Annotated in this window: 17 protein-coding genes; 2 read left to right on the top strand and 15 right to left on the bottom strand. The window is 63.4% G+C overall.

Going from position 1 to position 16,889, the window contains the following annotated elements; genetic code table 11:
* Positions 1-71: 71 nt before the first annotated feature.
* The 4 genes from ACWTU9_RS15805 to ACWTU9_RS15790 form a co-directional block, all read right to left on the bottom strand.
* Positions 72-491 (bottom strand): VOC family protein, encoded by a 420-nt coding sequence (locus ACWTU9_RS15805; protein WP_455859084.1) that lies wholly within the window; start codon positions 489-491, stop codon positions 72-74.
* A gap of 72 nt (positions 492-563) precedes the next feature.
* On the bottom strand, positions 564-1,388 hold the full coding sequence (locus tag ACWTU9_RS15800) for a helix-turn-helix domain-containing protein (RefSeq protein WP_455859083.1): 825 nt from the start codon (positions 1,386-1,388) through the stop codon (positions 564-566).
* 115 nt (positions 1,389-1,503) lie between these two features.
* A complete protein-coding gene (locus tag ACWTU9_RS15795; RefSeq protein WP_454587813.1) occupies positions 1,504-1,674 on the bottom strand; it encodes a hypothetical protein in 171 nt (56 codons plus the stop codon).
* 52 nt (positions 1,675-1,726) lie between these two features.
* Entirely contained in the window at positions 1,727-2,512 is a 786-nt protein-coding gene (locus tag ACWTU9_RS15790) for a TSUP family transporter (RefSeq protein ID WP_455859082.1), read from the bottom strand.
* A 198-nt stretch (positions 2,513-2,710) separates the two neighbouring features.
* Between ACWTU9_RS15790 and ACWTU9_RS15785 the strand changes: the two genes are divergently transcribed.
* Entirely contained in the window at positions 2,711-3,142 is a 432-nt protein-coding gene (locus tag ACWTU9_RS15785) for a TerB family tellurite resistance protein (RefSeq protein WP_455859144.1), read from the top strand.
* Between the two features lie 182 nt (positions 3,143-3,324).
* On the opposite strand, the gene ACWTU9_RS15780 is transcribed toward ACWTU9_RS15785, so the two are convergent.
* The 5 genes from ACWTU9_RS15780 to ACWTU9_RS15760 form a co-directional block, all read right to left on the bottom strand.
* Positions 3,325-4,947, bottom strand: a complete 1,623-nt coding sequence (locus tag ACWTU9_RS15780; protein WP_455859081.1) for an ABC transporter ATP-binding protein — start codon at positions 4,945-4,947, stop codon at positions 3,325-3,327.
* Complete coding sequence (locus tag ACWTU9_RS15775; protein WP_455859080.1) at positions 4,944-5,813, bottom strand: ABC transporter permease; 870 nt, start codon at positions 5,811-5,813, stop codon at positions 4,944-4,946. The genes ACWTU9_RS15780 and ACWTU9_RS15775 overlap by 4 nt, the downstream gene beginning before the upstream one ends.
* Complete coding sequence (locus ACWTU9_RS15770) at positions 5,810-6,757, bottom strand: ABC transporter permease (protein WP_455859079.1); 948 nt, start codon at positions 6,755-6,757, stop codon at positions 5,810-5,812. Before ACWTU9_RS15770 ends, ACWTU9_RS15775 begins: the two co-directional genes overlap by 4 nt.
* Positions 6,754-8,232 (bottom strand): ABC transporter substrate-binding protein, encoded by a 1,479-nt coding sequence (locus tag ACWTU9_RS15765; RefSeq protein WP_455859078.1) that lies wholly within the window; start codon positions 8,230-8,232, stop codon positions 6,754-6,756. The genes ACWTU9_RS15770 and ACWTU9_RS15765 overlap by 4 nt, the downstream gene beginning before the upstream one ends.
* 122 nt (positions 8,233-8,354) lie before the next feature.
* Positions 8,355-9,629 carry an acetylornithine deacetylase/succinyl-diaminopimelate desuccinylase family protein gene (locus ACWTU9_RS15760; RefSeq protein WP_455859077.1) on the bottom strand — a complete coding sequence of 425 codons (1,275 nt, stop codon included), beginning with the start codon at positions 9,627-9,629 and terminating at the stop codon, positions 8,355-8,357.
* Positions 9,630-9,852: 223 nt separating this feature from the next.
* Between ACWTU9_RS15760 and ACWTU9_RS15755 the strand changes: the two genes are divergently transcribed.
* The gene (locus ACWTU9_RS15755; protein ID WP_454587807.1) at positions 9,853-10,284 is read left to right on the top strand and encodes a L,D-transpeptidase; all 432 of its coding nucleotides are present in this window, start codon (positions 9,853-9,855) and stop codon (positions 10,282-10,284) included.
* A gap of 4 nt (positions 10,285-10,288) precedes the next feature.
* On the opposite strand, the gene ACWTU9_RS15750 is transcribed toward ACWTU9_RS15755, so the two are convergent.
* The 6 genes from ACWTU9_RS15750 to ACWTU9_RS15725 all read right to left on the bottom strand — a co-directional run bounded on the left by ACWTU9_RS15750 (position 10,289) and on the right by ACWTU9_RS15725 (position 16,612).
* Complete coding sequence (locus ACWTU9_RS15750) at positions 10,289-11,299, bottom strand: lipid A biosynthesis lauroyl acyltransferase (protein WP_455859076.1); 1,011 nt, start codon at positions 11,297-11,299, stop codon at positions 10,289-10,291.
* A complete protein-coding gene (locus ACWTU9_RS15745; RefSeq protein ID WP_455859075.1) occupies positions 11,299-12,327 on the bottom strand; it encodes a zinc-binding dehydrogenase in 1,029 nt (342 codons plus the stop codon). Before ACWTU9_RS15745 ends, ACWTU9_RS15750 begins: the two co-directional genes overlap by 1 nt.
* A gap of 120 nt (positions 12,328-12,447) precedes the next feature.
* Positions 12,448-13,719 carry a beta-ketoacyl-ACP synthase gene (locus tag ACWTU9_RS15740; protein ID WP_455859074.1) on the bottom strand — a complete coding sequence of 424 codons (1,272 nt, stop codon included), beginning with the start codon at positions 13,717-13,719 and terminating at the stop codon, positions 12,448-12,450.
* Between the two features lie 42 nt (positions 13,720-13,761).
* A complete protein-coding gene (locus ACWTU9_RS15735) occupies positions 13,762-14,952 on the bottom strand; it encodes a beta-ketoacyl-ACP synthase (protein WP_455859073.1) in 1,191 nt (396 codons plus the stop codon).
* Positions 14,953-15,007: 55 nt separating this feature from the next.
* A complete protein-coding gene (locus tag ACWTU9_RS15730) occupies positions 15,008-15,289 on the bottom strand; it encodes an acyl carrier protein (RefSeq protein ID WP_040981809.1) in 282 nt (93 codons plus the stop codon).
* Positions 15,290-15,466: 177 nt separating this feature from the next.
* Positions 15,467-16,612, bottom strand: a complete 1,146-nt coding sequence (locus tag ACWTU9_RS15725) for a slipin family protein (protein ID WP_455859072.1) — start codon at positions 16,610-16,612, stop codon at positions 15,467-15,469.
* Positions 16,613-16,889: the final 277 nt, after the last annotated feature.

Genomic DNA, 16,889 nt, shown 5'->3' with positions numbered 1-16,889 from the left:
TGCGCTCCTGCTTCGCCCGTGGATGACGAAGTTCAGATGCTTTCGCTAACCTTCAGCGTCGGCAATGTGGCTCACGCCTTCTCGCTCGCCTTCGGCCAATACGTTCCGACCGACCAGACATTGCCTTCGGGGTCGCGGCAGATGAATTCGCGGCTGCCATAGTCGCGGTCGGTCAGTTCCTGGATGATGGCGGCGCCGGCCTTTTTCGCCTTGGCATGGGCGGCATCGGCATCGTCGACGGCGACATAGATCGACTTGCCGCCGCCGGAGCCAGGCTCGCCGACCATCTTGCCGTAGTCGTCGCTGCGCGCTGTACCCAGCATGATCATCGAGGAGCCGAAGGTGAGTTCGGCGTGGTGCACGATGTCACCCTCGCCGTAGCGGGCGCGGACCTCGAAGCCAAAGGCCTCGCACAGCCAGTCGATCATTTTTCCTGCATTTTTGTAGCGCAGCGCTGCGTAGAGCCGGGGCGCTTCGCCGGTGGTGGGCATGGAAACCTCCTTCATTCAAGTTGGTCGATAACCCACTCTGTTCGAAGGCCGTCCCGCCGTCTTGAAGAATTGTTACCTCAGCGCCGTTGGGGGATCGCCGGCGAGCTGGCGGAACTCGCGCACCAGATGCCCCTGGTCGGCATAGCCGCAATCGGCGGCGATATCGGCCCAGTCGCTTTGGTCCTGCCGCGACAGGCCGAGCGCCCGGTTGAAGCGGACGATACGCGACAGCGTTTTCGGCCCGATGCCGGTCGCATCGGAGAATTTGCCGGCGAGATGCTTGCGGCTCCAGCCCAGTTTTTCGGCGATGGAGGAAATGCGGGCGCGGCCGCCGGACGCGATAATACGCTCATAAGCCCATACGATTTCGGACGAGGTTTCAGCGGCATTGCCGAGACGGGTGGCGACGAACGTTTCGGCGATGTCGAAACGTGTCGACCAGTCCGGCGCGTTGCCGAGCCTTTCACGCAGCGCCAAGCCCTCGGCGCCAAGCACATCGTCGAGAACGACCATGCTGTCGGTCAGCTCGCTCATCGGTAGGCCGAAGAAGCGGCGGGCGCCGAGCGGGGTGAAGTTGATCTGCACGCAGCAGGCGTCGCCGAACGATTCGATGATCACCGGGCCGGCAAACAGGCCGGCGGCGAAACTGGCGAAACGGTCATTGTCCCCGGGGCTGCGGCCAAGGCCGATGGCGAAGGGTTCGGCGAAGCTGATCACCAGCGGCACGGTCAGCGAGGCATATTCGATGTTGCGGAAACGGCCGGCCGCGGTTTCGCGATAGCCGCAAATGTCCGACACAATACCCTCGAGCGCGAGCGGCGGTGCCCGCCGGCGCATTTCGAACCGCCCGGCAATGGAGCGGTCCTGTTCCTTGCGGCGCTGCATCTCGATCGGCATCGGCCATCCTTTGCCGACCGAATCTAGCAGACGCCCTGATCTGAATCAAAACGGGCCGAAAGCAAAAGCGCCCGGCTTTTGGCCGGGCGCTTCGGTTGCCCTGAGATATGCGTGCTCAGGCGCCACGCATCATGCAGCCGGCGGCAAGCACGATATAGGCGATGAGCACAATCCAGACCGACGCCAAGGGAATAAACGCAAGAACGCCAAGCGCGGCAAGAACGCCGATGATGGCGATGACAAGGGATATGATGAAAATAAGCTGAGTGGGTGCACTAAGATTCATGTGTGGTCCCTCCAACATGATTCGTACGACCACATTCTATCAGGGCGTGGGCTCATACACCAATTAGCTGGCGTAATGGGTTTGCAGGATCGGCCAGCAGCTTGACCGCCAGCGCCAGGCAGATGATCACCAGCAGCGGCTTGATCAGCCTTGCGCCGATGCGGATTGCGAGGCTTGCACCGAGGCGCGCGCCGAGGAACTGGGCGACGCCCATCATCAGCCCGATCTTCCAGTAGATGACGCCGGCCACGGCAAAGACGATGAAGCCGCCAATGTTGGAGGCGAAATTGAGCAGCTTGGTGTGGGCCGCCGCCTTCAGCACGCCGAAGCCGGCGAGGCTGACAAAGGCAAGCATGTAGAAGGAGCCGGCGCCGGGCCCGAACAGGCCGTCATAGAAGCCGACCGCGGGTGCGATCGTCAGCCCGAACAGGAAGGGTGACAGACGCTCGGCGCGGTCGACATCATTCATGTTGGGCTTCACGGCGAAGTAGACCGCGATGGCAATCAAAAGCAGCGGCAGCAGCGCCCGCAAGAGATCGCCGGGCACGAAGGCCGCCAGCAAGGCGCCGACGGCACTGCCGGCAAGGGCCAGAAGTGCGGACGGCAACTGACGGCGCAGATCGACATGGCCATTCATGGCGTAGTGGATGGTCGCCGACGCGGTGCCGAAAATGCCCTGCAGCTTGTTGGTTCCAAGTGCTGCAACCGGCGGAAAACCGGCAAGCAGCAAGGCTGGAATGGTGATCAGGCCGCCGCCGCCGGCTATCGAATCGACAAAGCCGGCTGCAAAGGCGGCGAAGGCAAGCATGATGACGGTCTGGGTGGCGAGGTCGAACATCGGGATTTTCTGGGCATTCCGGCGGGAAAAGAGATGCCGCGCCTTCGATCATGGCGACCCGGTTTGCGCAAGACCGAATCCGCGCTACGTCTATCCAGGCACGTTGCTCTTGGATTTCCTGTAGTGCATGTCATTATCCCGAAGCCGGTCCGCACTTTGGGGTCATAGGCGATGGGCGGACTAGTAAAAGGGACGCTGTTGGCAATGGCTTTGCTCGATCAGATTCTTTCGATCTTCGATGGCGACCCCGGCGTGCGCAAGGTTGCCGATGACCCTGTGCTGTCGGCGGAACTCTTGATGCTGTTTCGCATGATCCTGGCCGATGGCTCGGTGTCGGAGAGCGAGATGGTTGCCTTCCGGCGCATCTGCAAGGACGCTTTCGGCATCCCGGAAACCAGCATCGACGCAGTCATCGAATATCTCAACGAGTTCGGCTACGAGACCAACGGTTCGCAGGCCATCGCGCTGTTTCGCGATCTCGATGTCGAGCGGCGCAAGCTGCTGGCGCTCCACATGGCGGAAATCGCCAAGGCCGATTCGAAACTGGCCGAGAGCGAGGTGCGGCTGCTGCGCCGCACGCTCGACCTGCTCGACATCAGCCCGGTCGATGTGGTGAAGCCGGAGGAGTAAGCCGCCCGCCCGGCCAGCTGGGTCCCCGCTGCTTCGCAGCGTCCTTAGCCCTTCGGGCGTTCAGCTCCCTTCAAAAGGTCCACTGGACCTTTTGATCCGCCCCGAAGGCGGACCGGGGCTTCACCGTTCGTGACCTTTCATCGTGCCACCGGCACGGTGAATTCGCTGCGCGAACCGGCCACTCACCCTTGCTCTTGCATCCGGCGTGCGATCGCCCGATGCAAATCTGGCGCTGCCGCCACCAGCGCTTTGGCGGCCTCCGATTGCGGATGGTCGAGCACATCGCCGGTCTTGCCGCGCTCGACGATGCTGCCGTCATGCATGACCAGCACCTCGTCGGTGATGGCGCGGGCGACTGTCAGATCGTGGGTGATGAAGAGGTAGGCGATGCCGAGCTTCTGGTTGAGTTCGGCGAACAGGTCGAGGATCTGGGCGCGGATCGAGACGTCGAGCGCCGAGACCGGCTCGTCGGCGACGACCAGCTTCGGCCTGGTGATGATGGCGCGGGCGATCGACAGGCGCTGGCGCTGGCCGCCGGAAAATTCATGCGGATATTTGTCCATGTCGCTGACTCCGAGGCCGACCTCATGCAGCGCATGCGCCACCATCTCGCGGCGCTCGGCCGGCGTTGGTTTCTTCTCCAGCACATGCAGCGGTTCGGCCACCAGTTTCTCGACCTTCTGGCGCGGGTCGAAGGAGCCGTAAGGGTCCTGGAACACCACCTGCATGTCGCGTCGCGCGGCTTTGAGCTCCGCCTCGCTCCTGCCGGTGATGGTCTGGCCGCGAAAGCGGATCGTTCCCGATGTCGATTTGTCGAGCGCCAGGATCATGCGCGCAAGCGTGGACTTGCCGCAACCGGAGCGGCCGACCAGCGCCACAGACTGACCGGGTGCCAGCGACAAGGAAACGTCGTCGACGGCGCGGATTGGGGGAGCGGGTTTGAACAGGGATGTACGCCGTCCCAGATAGTCACGCGTCACGCCTTCGACCTCAAGCAGCGGTTTGCCCTGGACCGCGGCTTGGCTTTTGGGGCGTGCCGGCACGTGCATGGAGGCCAGCGCCAGCTGCCGCGTGTAGGGATGAAGCTGTTCCGACAGTGTACGCGCGGTGTCGCCGGCCGCCATTACCTCGCCATGGCGCAGGATGGTGATGCGGTCGGCCATTTCGGTGACGACGGCAAGGTCGTGCGAGATCAACAGCAGCCCCATGCGGCTTTCGCTGACAAGGCCGCGCAGCAGGTCGAGAATCTGTGCCTGCAGCACCACGTCGAGTGCCGTCGTCGGCTCGTCGGCGATAAGCAGCTTGGGTTTCAACGCGCAGGCAATGGCGATGACGACGCGCTGGCGCTGGCCGCCCGACAGTTCGTGCGGGTAGCGCGACAGCGGGAATTTGGCTTGCGGAAGGCCAACCCGGTCGAGCATTTTACGAGCCCGGTCTTCGGCCTCGGCGCGGCTTGCCCTGGTGTGCCAGCGTATGCCTTCGGCGACCTGTTCGCCGATGGTCTTGACCGGATTGAGCGCCGTCATCGGCTCCTGGAAGACCATGCCGATGTCGTCGCCGCGCAGGGCGCACATCTGATCCTCGGTGGCCGCCAGGATGTCGATGCCATCGAAGGTGACGCGCCCGCTGGCGCGCGCCGCATGCGGCAGAAGCTGCATGACCGTCAGCGCCGTCATCGACTTGCCGGAGCCGGATTCTCCGACCAGCCCCATGACCCCACCGGGCGCCACGGAGAGCTCGACCCCCTTCAGGATCGGCGTGTCGCCGATCGAAAGCGACAGGTTCTCGATCTCCAGCAGGCTCATCGCTGCCGCCGCGATTTCGGGTCGAGGATGTCGGCGATACCGTCGCCGAGCAGATTGAGGCCGAGCACGGTGATGACGATGGCCATGCCCGGGAAAATCGCCATCCACGGCGCCACCACCATGCGCGTCTGCGCGTCGAACAGCATTCGGCCCCAGCTCGGCATCGGCGGCTGGGCGCCGAGGCCGACATAGGAGAGGCCGGCTTCCGCGAGGATGCCGAGCGCGAACTGGATGGTGCCTTGCACCAGAAGCAGCGTGGCGATGTTGGGCAGCACGTGCTCGATGCTGATCTGCGTCTTGCTCTTGCCCGCAGCACGCGCTGCAAGGATGAACTCGCGCGGCCAGATCGCCAGCGCCCCGGCGCGGGCGACGCGCGCAAACACCGGAATGTTGAAAATGCCGATGGCGATGATGGCGTTGACCGCGCCGGGTCCGAAGATGGCGGTGATCATGATTGCCGACAACAGGGCCGGGAAGGCGAAGACGAGGTCGTTCAGCCGCATCAGCGCCTCGTCGACAAACCCGCCGCGCGCCGCGGCGAAGGCGCCGAGCGGCACGCCGACACCCATGCCGATCCCGACCGCGACCAGCGCCACGGCGATCGAATTGCGGGCGCCGACCATGATCATCGACAGGATGTCGCGGCCGAAATGGTCGCTGCCGAACCAGTGCGCCGCAGAGGGCGCCAGCGTCTTGTCCGAGATCACCAGTTTGGTCACGTCGTAAGGCGTCCAGACATAGGAGATGAGCGCCATTGCAGCCACGAGCACAGTGATGGCGAAACCGACGAGGAAGGAGCGGTTACGAAATGCCTTGGCCAGAACGCTGCCCAACGTCTCCTGCGGGATCTCGATGTGCAGTGTCATTGCCGACCTCGAAGGCGCGGATCGACGATGCCATAGGAGATGTCGACAACGAGGTTGACCGCAATGACGGCGACGACCAGCAGCATGACGATGCTTTCGACGACAATCAGGTCGCGCTGGGTGATCGCCTGGAACACCAGCCGTCCCAGACCGGGCAGATAGAAGACGTTTTCGATGATGATGGTGCCGGTGAGCAGGAAGGCGAATTGCAGACCCAGAATGGTCAGCACCGGGATCATCGCATTGCGCAGCGCGTGCCGCCACAGCACCGCGCGGTAGGGCAGGCCCTTGGCGCGGGCGGTGCGGATATAGTCCTCGTTCAGCACCTCGATCAGCGCCGAGCGGGCAACGCGGGCCAGGATCGCCGCCTGCGGCAGAGCAAGTGCTAGGGCCGGCAGCAGCAGCGATTTCAGCGCCGGCCAGACACCGGCACCCCAGCCGGGAAAGCCGCCGGCCGGTGCCAGTCGCAGCCAGACGGCAAAGAGGTAGATCAGCATCAGCGCGAACCAGAAGTTCGGTATGGCGACGCCGAGCTGGGCCATACCCATGGCAAAGGTGTCGCCGGCCCGGCCGCGCCGGCTGGCGGAATAAAGCCCGACCGGGATGGCGATGACGGTGGACAGCGCCAGCGCGATCAGCGCCAGCGGCAGTGAAACCGCCATGCGTTCGCGCACCAGGTCGATGACCGGCACCGAATAGGTGTAGGAGCGGCCGAAATCGAGGCTGAGCAGGCCGCCGACCCAGGAGAGGTAACGCAGGACAAGCGGCGCGTTGAGGCCCATCTGGTTGCGCAGCAGCTCGACCTGCTCGGCGCTGGCGTTGAGACCCAGCATCAGCCGCGCCGGGTCGCCGGGCAGGATTTCGAGCACGGCGAAGACGACCATCGAAGCCAGGATCAAGGTCGCGATGGCGATGGCGAGGCGTTTGAGGAGGTAGGCGGTCAATCCGTCCACTTCACCTTGGTCAGATCATTCGCCTGGATCGGCGCGTTCTCCCACAGCCCCTGCAGCTTGGCGTCCCAGACCCCAACCTTCGGCAGTTCGTAGAGGAAGCCGACCACGGCATCGTCGGCCAGGATCTTCTGCGCTTCGCCCAGCAGCGTGTTGCGCTTGGCGTCGTCGGAGGTGAGGTTCAGTTCGGTGATGATCTTGTCGAAAGCCGGGTTGTCATAGTTGAAGTAATAATCCTTGCGCGAATAAATATCGATGTCATTCGGCTCGGTGTGGGAGACGATGGTCAGGTCGTAATCCTTCTTGGTGAACACCTGATCCAGCCACTGCGCCCATTCGACGGGGACGATCTCAAGGTCGATGCCGACATCGCGCAGCTGCGAGGCGATGATCTCGCCGCCGAGCCTCGCATAGGAGGGCGGCGGCAGTTTCAGCGTCGCCTTGAAGCCATTCTCAAGGCCGGCCTGCTTCAGCAGTTCCTTGGCCTTGTCGACATTATGCGGATAGAGGCCGGTGAGGTCGACATAGGCCTTGCTGGCGGGCGACATGTGCGAGCCGATCGGCACGCCGAGGCCGGCCGAGGCACCGTCGATGATCGCCTTGCGATCGAGCGCGAAGGCAATCGCCTGGCGCACCTCGAGTTTGTCGAAAGGCGGCTTCTTGTTGTTGATCGACAGGATGGTTTCGCCCTCGGTCGAGCCGATCACCACATGGAAGCGCGGATCGTCCTTGACCTGCGCGACGCTGTCGGGATCGAAGAAAGGGAAGGCCTGGATGTCGCCGGAGAGCAGCGCCGGCACGGCGGCCGCAGCATCGGGGACGATGCGGAACTCGGCCTTGTCGAGGAACACCGGAGCGCCCCAGTAATTGTCCGATTTGACCAATGTGATCGACGAGCCCTTGGCCCAGTTCTGGAATTTGAACGGTCCGGTGCCGATGGGCTTTTCCTTGTTGGTATCGGCGCTCTCCGGCGCCACGATCACCGCGTCGCCCCAGCCCATATTGTACAGGAACGACCCCTGCGGGTTCTTCAGCGTCACCTTCACCGTCGCCGGATCGACGACTTCGACCGTATCGATGGCCGCGAACAGGCCCTTTTGCGCGTTGACCGAATTGTCGGCGCGGGCGCGGTCGAGCGAGAATTTCACGTCGCTGGCGTCGAAATCGGTGCCGTCATGGAATTTGACGCCGGTGTGCAGCTTGAAGATGTAGACCTTGCCATCGTCCGAGATAGCCCAGCTTTCGGCGAGATCGGGCAGCACTTCGCCGCTCGGGCCGATGCGGGTCAGGCCCTCGAAGACGTTGGCGTAGAGCACTTCGTCGATCCCCGCGGCGGCACCGGCGGTCGGATCAAGATGGGGCGGTTCGAGCGGAATGCCGATAACCAGGTCGGTACGCGCGGCAAATGCCTGACTGCCGGTTGCGAGCGCCAACAGCGCGGCGGCAAGAATGGTTTTCCACAATTTCATCGTGCAACTCCCAAATGCTCGAACCTTGGTGCGATAGAAGCGTGATTTCGAGGTGGAGTAAATTGCGTTTCGTGCTCTGCAACGGCGCCGGGAGGAATGTTTTTTCAGCTGATGCCGGTGGATCAGCCGGTAGCCGTTCCTCTGAGCAGCACGTTCAGCCCGATCGCCATCACTTTGGCCGACTCCACCATGTCCGAAATCCCGACCCATTCGTCGGGTCGGTGGGCGAGATCGAGAATACCCGGACCGTAGGCGATGCAATCATAAATGTGGCCGATGCGGGCAATGTGCTTCTGGTCGTAAGTGCCTGGCGAAATGACATAATCCGGTTCGCGGTCGAAGATCGCCATGATGCCTTGGGCCACCGCCTGGACCACCGGCGCATCGCGCTCGGTCATCAGCGGCAGCACCTCCATCAGGTCGCGGATTTCGTAGTCGAATTTTTTGCGCTCGCGCTTCAACCGGTCGAGGATATCGGTCACCTCGCTTTTGACCGTGGCAAGATCTTCCTCGAGCAGGAAGCGGCGGTCGATGGTCAGCCGGCAGGCATCCGGCACGTTGGGCGACGGCAGGCCGGGGCGAAAATCCTCGGTTTGGCCGCCGTGGATCGAGTTGATGTTCATGGTCGAGCGCTTTGCGCCTTCGGGCACCACCGGCATGCGCGTCACCTTGCGGTCGAGCGCCGGAAACAGTTCGTCCTCGAAGGCCTGCAGCACGGCGCCCATGTGGCGCACCGCGTTGTCGCCGAGGAACGGCATCGAGCCATGCGCGATCTCGCCCTTGGTCTCGATCTCCGCCCACCAGACACCGCGATGGCCAAGGCAGATGCGGTCCTTGTTCAGCGGCTCGGGGATGATGACGTGGTCGACCTTGGGTTTGGAGAAATAGCCAAGTTTCGCCAAGTGGGCGACGCCGCCGAAGCCGCCGGACTCCTCGTCGACCGTGCCGGAGATTTCGATGGCGCCGGAAAAGTCGGGGAAAACCTCCATGAAGGCCTCGGCCGCGATGATCGAGGCGGCGAGGCCTCCCTTCATGTCGCAGGCGCCGCGGCCGTAAACCTTGCCGTCCTTCACCAGGCCGGCAAAGGGATCGACGCTCCAGCCTTCGCCGGCTTCGACGACATCGATATGCGAGTTGAAATGGACGCAGGCGCCGGGCACGCGGCCGTCGAAGCGGGCGACGACATTGACGCGCGGGTAGCGGTCGGTGTCGCCGGGCGTGCCCTCGGCGCGGATGAATTCGGTTTCGAAGCCGAGTTGCCGCGCACCGACATATTCGGCGCAGGGACGATAGGCTTCGCCCGGTGGATTGATGGTCGGGAAGCGGATCAGGTCGGCGGTCAGTGCGACCAGTTCATCGGAACGGTCGTCGATCGCTTTGAAGAGTCGTTCGTTCATGCCGGGAGTTGAGCAACGAACGGGTGGTTTTTGCAAGTGTCACGCCGCTGGCACCGAAACCACGTGTTGCGGCGACAACTATGGCGGGAAAATCGTTCAAATTCGCTGCTTTAGATTGGCGATTTTATCAGGGAGTGTGTGTTAGATCACTCACCTGTCGTTAAAAAGATGAAAAACCGCGTGATGACAGAGCAGGCAAGGGGCATCAAAGGGGTTTGATCTCATGAATAAAATCGTTCTCATGGCGGCAGCTTTTGCTGCGATGCTGTTCGGCACGTCCATCGAAAGCAGGGCTGCTTCGCTGGTCGCCAGCATCGACGTCTCGTCCCAGACCATGACCGTCAGCCAATATGGCCAGGTGCTTTATCGCTGGAGCGTGTCCACCGCCCGCAGCGGCTACTTCACGCCGCGGGGCACCTATCGGCCGCAGCGGACGGCGCGGATGTGGTATTCGAAAAAATACCACATGTCGCCAATGCCTTACTCGGTGTTCTTCCATGGCGGCTACGCCATCCACGGCACCGGCGCAGTCCGGCAACTTGGGCGTCCGGCCTCGCATGGCTGCGTGCGGTTGCACACGGCAAATGCGGCGGTCTTCTATTCGATGGTGCGCGAAGTTGGCTTCGGCAATACGCGGATCGTGGTGATGAACTGACGACCTAAGATTGACGCTGCCGCTGGCCGGCAGCGTCCTTGGACTGTCCGCGACGGCGTCGACGCCGGCCGCTGATCTCCCATCTTTTGTGGAACCACATCCACTGTCCCGGATCCTCTCGAACCCAGCGCTCGACGACGTCGGCGAGCAGTTGGGTGGTGGCTGGAACGTCGACACTGCCGCTCTCATTGCGCGGTAGAGTGAGCTTGTCTTCGATCTCGAGGCGGAAGCGGTTGCCCGGCAACCGGACGCAGCGCGCCGGATAGACATCGCAATCATAGTGGCGGGCCAGCATACCCAGAACCGGATTGCTCTGGCACGGGCGGCCGAAGAAGGTCGTCTCCAGCCCGCTGGAGAATTTCTGGTCGACCAGGACGCCGATATTGCCGCCATTCTCGAGAATGGACGCCAGCGCGAAGGAGGCGCCGGTGGACGAGGGCAGCAGCGCGCCCATGCTCGAGCGCCGCGTCGAGTGGATGTAGTCGGCGAGGTACGGGTTGTTGGGCGGGCGAAACAGCGCCGTGATCTTCATGCCGAAGGTGGCGGCCGCCACCGGCAACAGCTCGAAATTGCCGAGATGGCCCGTGAACAGGATGTGGGGCTTCTCCTCGCCGGCGATATCGAGGAAATGCTCTGCGCCACGAACCTCGATCCGGCCAGGTTTGGTTGCCTTCGGATCGTAGTCGAAAAGCGCATCGAGGAAGATGTATTCCGCGGCAAGCCGGGCCATGTTGCCCCACATGTCGGAGGCGATGGCCTCGATCTCGACTTCGCTCTTTTCGGGGTAGGCAAGCCGCAGATTGTTGATGGCAACGCGGTGGCGTCCGACGCGCGGGCCGATCCGCCGGGCGGCGCGGTCGGCAAAATTGAGCGCGCTGTCGGCAGGCAAGAGGCGCAGCAACGAAATGATCGTCATCGCCACGCGCGCCACCAGCCAGTGCTCCATCTGGCGCAGTCTTCGGCCATAGCGGAACATGAAGTCCCGGCGGGCTTTCTTGAACACCTTGCCGAGCATTAGGAAACGCGCAGGATGATCTTGCCGAAGACGTCGCGGCCTTCCATGCGCTTCAGCGCAGCGTCGATGCCGTCGAAGTCGACTTCGGTGTCGATGACCGGCGCTATCTGTCCCGCCGCCATCTTCTGCATGGCGTTGGCCATGTTCTCCATGCGGCAGCCGAAGGATCCGAGCAGCTTCAATTGCTGCTGGAAGAGCTGCATCAGATTGATCTGCGTCGACACGCCGGAGGTCGAGCCGCAGGTAACGAGGCGACCGCCGCGCTTCAGGCACAGCATCGAGGCGGCAAAGGTGTCGGCGCCGACATGCTCGAAGACGACATCGACGCCCTTCTTCTTGGTCAGCTTGCGCACGACGCCCTCAAAACGGTCCTCTCGGTAGTTGATGACATGGTCGGCGCCGAGCGCCTTGGCCTTGTCGATCTTGTCGTTCGAGCCGACCGTGGTGATGATGGTGCAGCCCATGCGCTTGGCCAGCTGGATGGCCGCCGAGCCGATGCCGGAACCACCGGCATGGATGAGGATGGTCTCGCCGGCCTGCAGCTTCGCATTGTCGAACAGCATGTGCTCGACGGTGCCGAAGGTGACGGGCGCGACAGCGGCGCCGATATCGGTCACGCCGGGAGGGGCGGGGACCAGCAGGCGCGCCGGCAGGTTGATCTTCTCCTGGGCGAAGCCGTCGAGATGGAAGCCGTGCACGCCTGAAACATGTTCGCAGAGATTGTCACGGCCTTCGCGGCAGGCGCGGCAGAGGCCGCAGGTGCGGGCGCCATAGATCGACACCAATTGTCCCGGCAATAGGCTGGAAACGCCGGGGCCGACGGCCTCGACCTCACCCGACGCTTCGGCGCCGACGACCAGCGGCAGCTTGCGCTTGGCGAAGGCCATGCCGCGCCAGCCCCAGACGTCGATATGGTTCAACGCCACCGCCTTGATGCGCAGCGTGACCTCGCCGAGCGCGGGGGGCGGCGGGGGCGGCAGGTCCACCGTTTCAAGACGGCGGTCCTCTATAAGTTGCAGTGCGCGCATAGGGCCTGTCGGTTCTGTTGGAGCGGAAGTGGCGACTTAAAAACGCGTGGCGCGTTTTAAGTCTTTGATTTTGTTCATGTCGTTTTCCCAAAACCGCATCGCACTTTTGGGCGACATGAATTAGACCGGTTCCCGCGCCATGACAAGGCAGGTGTTCTGGCCGCCGAAGCCGAAGGAGTTCGACAAAACCGTGCCGACTTCGGCATTGCGCTTCTTGTTCGGCACCACGTCGAGTTCGATCGCCGGGTCGGGATTGTCGTAGTTGATGGTCGGCGGAATGACGCTTTCGCGCATGGTCATCAGCGAAAAAGCCGCCTCGACGGCGCCCGCCGCCGACAGCGTGTGGCCGATCATCGACTTGTTGGACGAGACCGGCATCGAGCCTATGCGTTCGCCGAACACGGTCGATAGCGAAAGATGTTCCATCTTGTCGTTTTCCGGCGTCGAGGTGCCGTGAGCGTTGACGTAGTCGATCTCGTCCTTGCTCAAGCCAGCATCGGCAAGCGCCGCTCGAACCGCTGCGATCGCCGGCGAACCATCAGGCTTGGAGCGGGTGCGGTGGAAATCGTCGGCCTTTTCGCCGCAGCCGCGCAGGATGCCGAGAACGCTGGCGCCACGGGCAAGGGCAGCCTCAAGCGATTCCAGCACCAGCGCACCGGAGCCTTCGGCCAGCACAAAGCCGTCGCGGTCCTTGGAAAAGGGCTTCGAGGCTTTTTCCGGAATGTCGTTGTGGGTCGACAGAGCCGACAGCAGCGAGAAGCGGATCAGTGCCTCGGCCGTTGCCGAGCCGTCGGCGCCGATCGACAGCGCCCGATCGCATTCGCCGCGGCGGATCGCCTCGACGCCAAGCTGGATGGCGGTGGCGCCCGAGGCGCAGGCGGTCGACAGCGTGATCGGCAGGCCGCGCGTGCCAAAGCGGTCTGCCAGCCGGTCGGCGATCGAGCCGAACTGCGTGGTTTCGAAAATGTCCAATTCCTTCAGGCCGCGTGCGACCCGCAGCAGCCTTTCGGCGCCGGCGTCCTTGCTGTCGGAATTGTAGAGCGAGAAGCGGTCGTGCCAGTCAAGCTCGACCGGCGGCGAGGCAAGGAAGAGCGGGCCACCGAAGTCAGAGGAATCGAGGCCGGATTCGGCCACGGCCTCATCTGCTGCGGTTTCGGCCAACTCGTAGGTCAGCAGGCTGGCGCCCTTGGAGCTTGAATCGAGGAAGTCGACCATGCCGGAGATGCGGGTGTTGAGGTGATCGACAGGAAAACGGGTGATCGGGTGGATGCCCGACTTGCCGGAGGTCAGCGCCGTCCAATTGTCTGCCTTGCCGACGCCAAGCGAAGTCACAACGCCGATGCCGGTGACGGCGACGATCGGCCTGCCCATGTGATCTCTGAGATTGGCCATCCGGATCCTCTTAATTTTGCAGCACCACCGCGCAGCACTGCTTCAAGCAGCGTTGACCAGCGCCATGCCCTCGAATTGGTGATAGCCGATCGCCGTTGCAAGCACGGTTTGCGGGATGCCTTCGAACGGCTTCTCGGCCGCGGCGTCGAAAACGGGGTAGGCGGCCTTGCGGTCGACGGCCAGGGCCGCGAGCGCAACGGCGAACGGAAACTGCGCTTCCTTCATATGCCCGGTCAGTGTCGCGAAGCCGCGCGCCGATATCGCCGGATTGGCATCGAGCGCTGCCTTCTCGGCTGATGTTGCCGTGTGCGCGCCGGAAGCGCCCGACAGGGCAAGCAGCTTGCCGCTGGGGAGTGCCGCCTGTTCGAGCAAGGCCGCGATCTCGGCGTCGAGTTCGCCGCGCGAGCGCCTGGCGCGGCCGGAGACCACCGGTCCGAGTTCGGCATAGATCTTGCGGCCACGGCTTTGCGCGTGCTCGCGCTGTTCCAGCACCAGGAAGGCGCCGCCTGAGCCGGAGACCAGGCCGCCACCCTCGGCGCCCCGTCTTTGCCAGACGGGCTTCCACGGGCCGCGATGCAGATAGCCCGCCAGCTCATAGCCCAGCAGCATGTCGGAATGTTCGGTCTGGAAGGCGCCGCCGACCAGTATATGCGTCGACTGTCCCGAGCGGATGCGCGCGGCGGCAGTCTCGACGGCGGCGACGCCGGCCCCTTCCTCGCCCATGAAGGTCCTGGACGACCCGGTGACCTTGTGGACGATGGAGATGTTGCCGGCGAGCAAATTGGAAAGCTGGGCCAGGAAGAGCGTCGGCCGCAATTCGGTGGTCAGCTTCTCGTTAAGCAGCACGTCGCGGTCGTTGCGGCTTTCGGAAGCGGCCAGGATGGCGGCGTCGACGGCCTCGTCGCGCTCGCCGCCGCCGGCGGCCACCACCATGTCCATGGTCGTGCAGAGCTCGTCATTGCCCTTGATGCCGGCATCGTCAAGCGCAAGACCGGCGGCATAGGTGCCGAGCCGTTGCCAGGTTTCCATCTGCCGCTGGTCGCCGCGCTTGGCGATCTGCAGGTTCCAGTCGATCTCGGGCAGAGGATGGACGGTGTAGGGCGCAAAGCGCGCGGCTTCGAGCACCGGCTGCAGGCCCGGCTGAGCCAGCTTCTGCCAGTGTGCGTCGGGGCCTTCTCCCAGCGAAGAGACAAGGCCAATGCCAGTGATGACGACGTCGCGGGGGCTGCTCATGAGCGGCTTTGTGGGTCAGGCAGCGCAGCCCGTCAAGGCCGCTCGCCAGCCGATATCAGGCGTTCTTGGCGGCGACCAGCGCGTCGATCTTGGCGCACAGGTTCTTCATGACGAAGTAATCGTCGGTCGAGGCCTTGCCGTCATTGACTTCCTGCGTCCATTTTTCCAGCGGCACCTTGATGCCGAATTCCTTGTCGATGGCAAAGACGATGTCGAGGAAATCGAGGCTGTCGATGCCGAGATCGTCGATCGTATGGCTCTCGGGGGTGATGGTGTCGATATCGATCTCGCTGGTGTCGGCTATGATCTTGGCGACTTTCTCGAACGTGGTGGACAAGGGCTCTTCCTTCGGTTGCGGGCGGAATCTGTCCGCATCTGGTTTGGGCGCTGTCTAATCGGTTTTTCCCGGCAGGAAAAGGCCTGATGCGCCGGGGTGAGGTGGGTAGGGTTACCGGGAAATGCAAGAAGGGCCGCCGGTTGGTCCAGCGGCCCTTCTCTTTGACGCAGCGTAAGCTCAGCTGTCGCGGAGCTTGACCAGGTCGTTGAGCAGTCCGCCCGTCCCGTTGTGGACGGTCAGCCGCTCGACCTTGCCGGCGATGGTTTCCAGAGCCTCAAGCTCCTTCAGCCGCAGCATCACCGGGTTCTCCGCCATCACCCTGGCTGTGTTGAGCAGGGAACGCGTGGCGTTCGTCTCCTCGCGGCGGCGGATGACGTTGGCCTCGGCCTGCTTTTCGGCCGAAACCACCTGGTTGAGGATTTCGCGCATCTCGCCCGGAAGGATCACATCCTTGAGGGCGATATCGCTGACCTCTACCCCGATCGCGGCCATGTCGGCACGGACCTTGGCCGCCGCCTCCTCATCGACCGTCACCTTCTTTTCAAGGATCTGGTCGAGCGTCAGCGCGCCAAGCGTCTTGCGGAAGGCGTACTGCAGGGCGCGGTAGAGGGCTTCGGAGAAGTCCTTCACCGTGCTCACCGCCTTGACCGGGTCGACGACCTGGTATTCGGCGGCGATGTTGACGCGGATCGTCACTCGATCCTTGGTCAGCACTTCCTGCCCGGCGACATCGAGCGACTGGCGCTTGAGATCGACGACCTTCATCTGCACCATGCGCCCGACATTCCAGAACGCATGCACGCCGGCAGTGAGCGTGCGCACCAGCACACCGTCGACGAACAGCAGTCCGGCCTGGCCGTCGACAACCGGATGGACGGACATCAACTCCGTCTTCCGGGCCTGCCCGAGCCGGCGCATCAGCGCCGGATCGATGGCGAGATCGACTGAGGTGTCGACCGTCGTCACCTTCCACGGACCGGCATCCGTCCACAGCACCAGCTTGCGGTCCGGCGCCAGAACGGCATGCAGATTGCCGTCACGCTCGATGACGGCAACGTCGGTGCGTCCGGTGCGGACGACCGTGAAATGACGCGCGGCCACATCCGGGAGCTTGTCGAACAACGCCTTCTCGTACGCCGAAACGAATTCCGGGTTCTTCAGATCGTGCCGGGACACCTCAAGGTTGCCGCGCCGGTTGACGAGCGAATGCTCGCCCGGCAGCAGGACAGCCTTGATCTCCCCCTTGTAGAGGGTGAGGGCACGTTCGTTTTCCCTTACGAGGACGCGCTCGCGTCCAAGAACCTTGTCGAGAATAGTCGTCATTGTCTTACTCCTGTCGGGCATGGCCCCATGCGAGGCGTCAAGTCATGCGTCGATCTTCCCTTTCGTTTCTCGTTTCACTTCGTCATTCCCGGCACGAATGATCCGGGGACCGGTGGCATCAAATCGCGGCGGACCTTCGGGAGCGGATCGCGGGGCAGCGAAGCGGGCGCCGGAGGCCGAAGCCTCCCTTGCCGGCGACACTGCGCCTTGATCGTCACCGCGGGCCTGGCCGCGAGCCGATGGCGTCAGACCGTTCGAACCCGGCCTTGGCCCGTGG

It is taken from the genome of Mesorhizobium sp. 128a (assembly GCF_053848025.1).
This window is presented reverse-complemented; position numbering and strand designations above follow the sequence as displayed.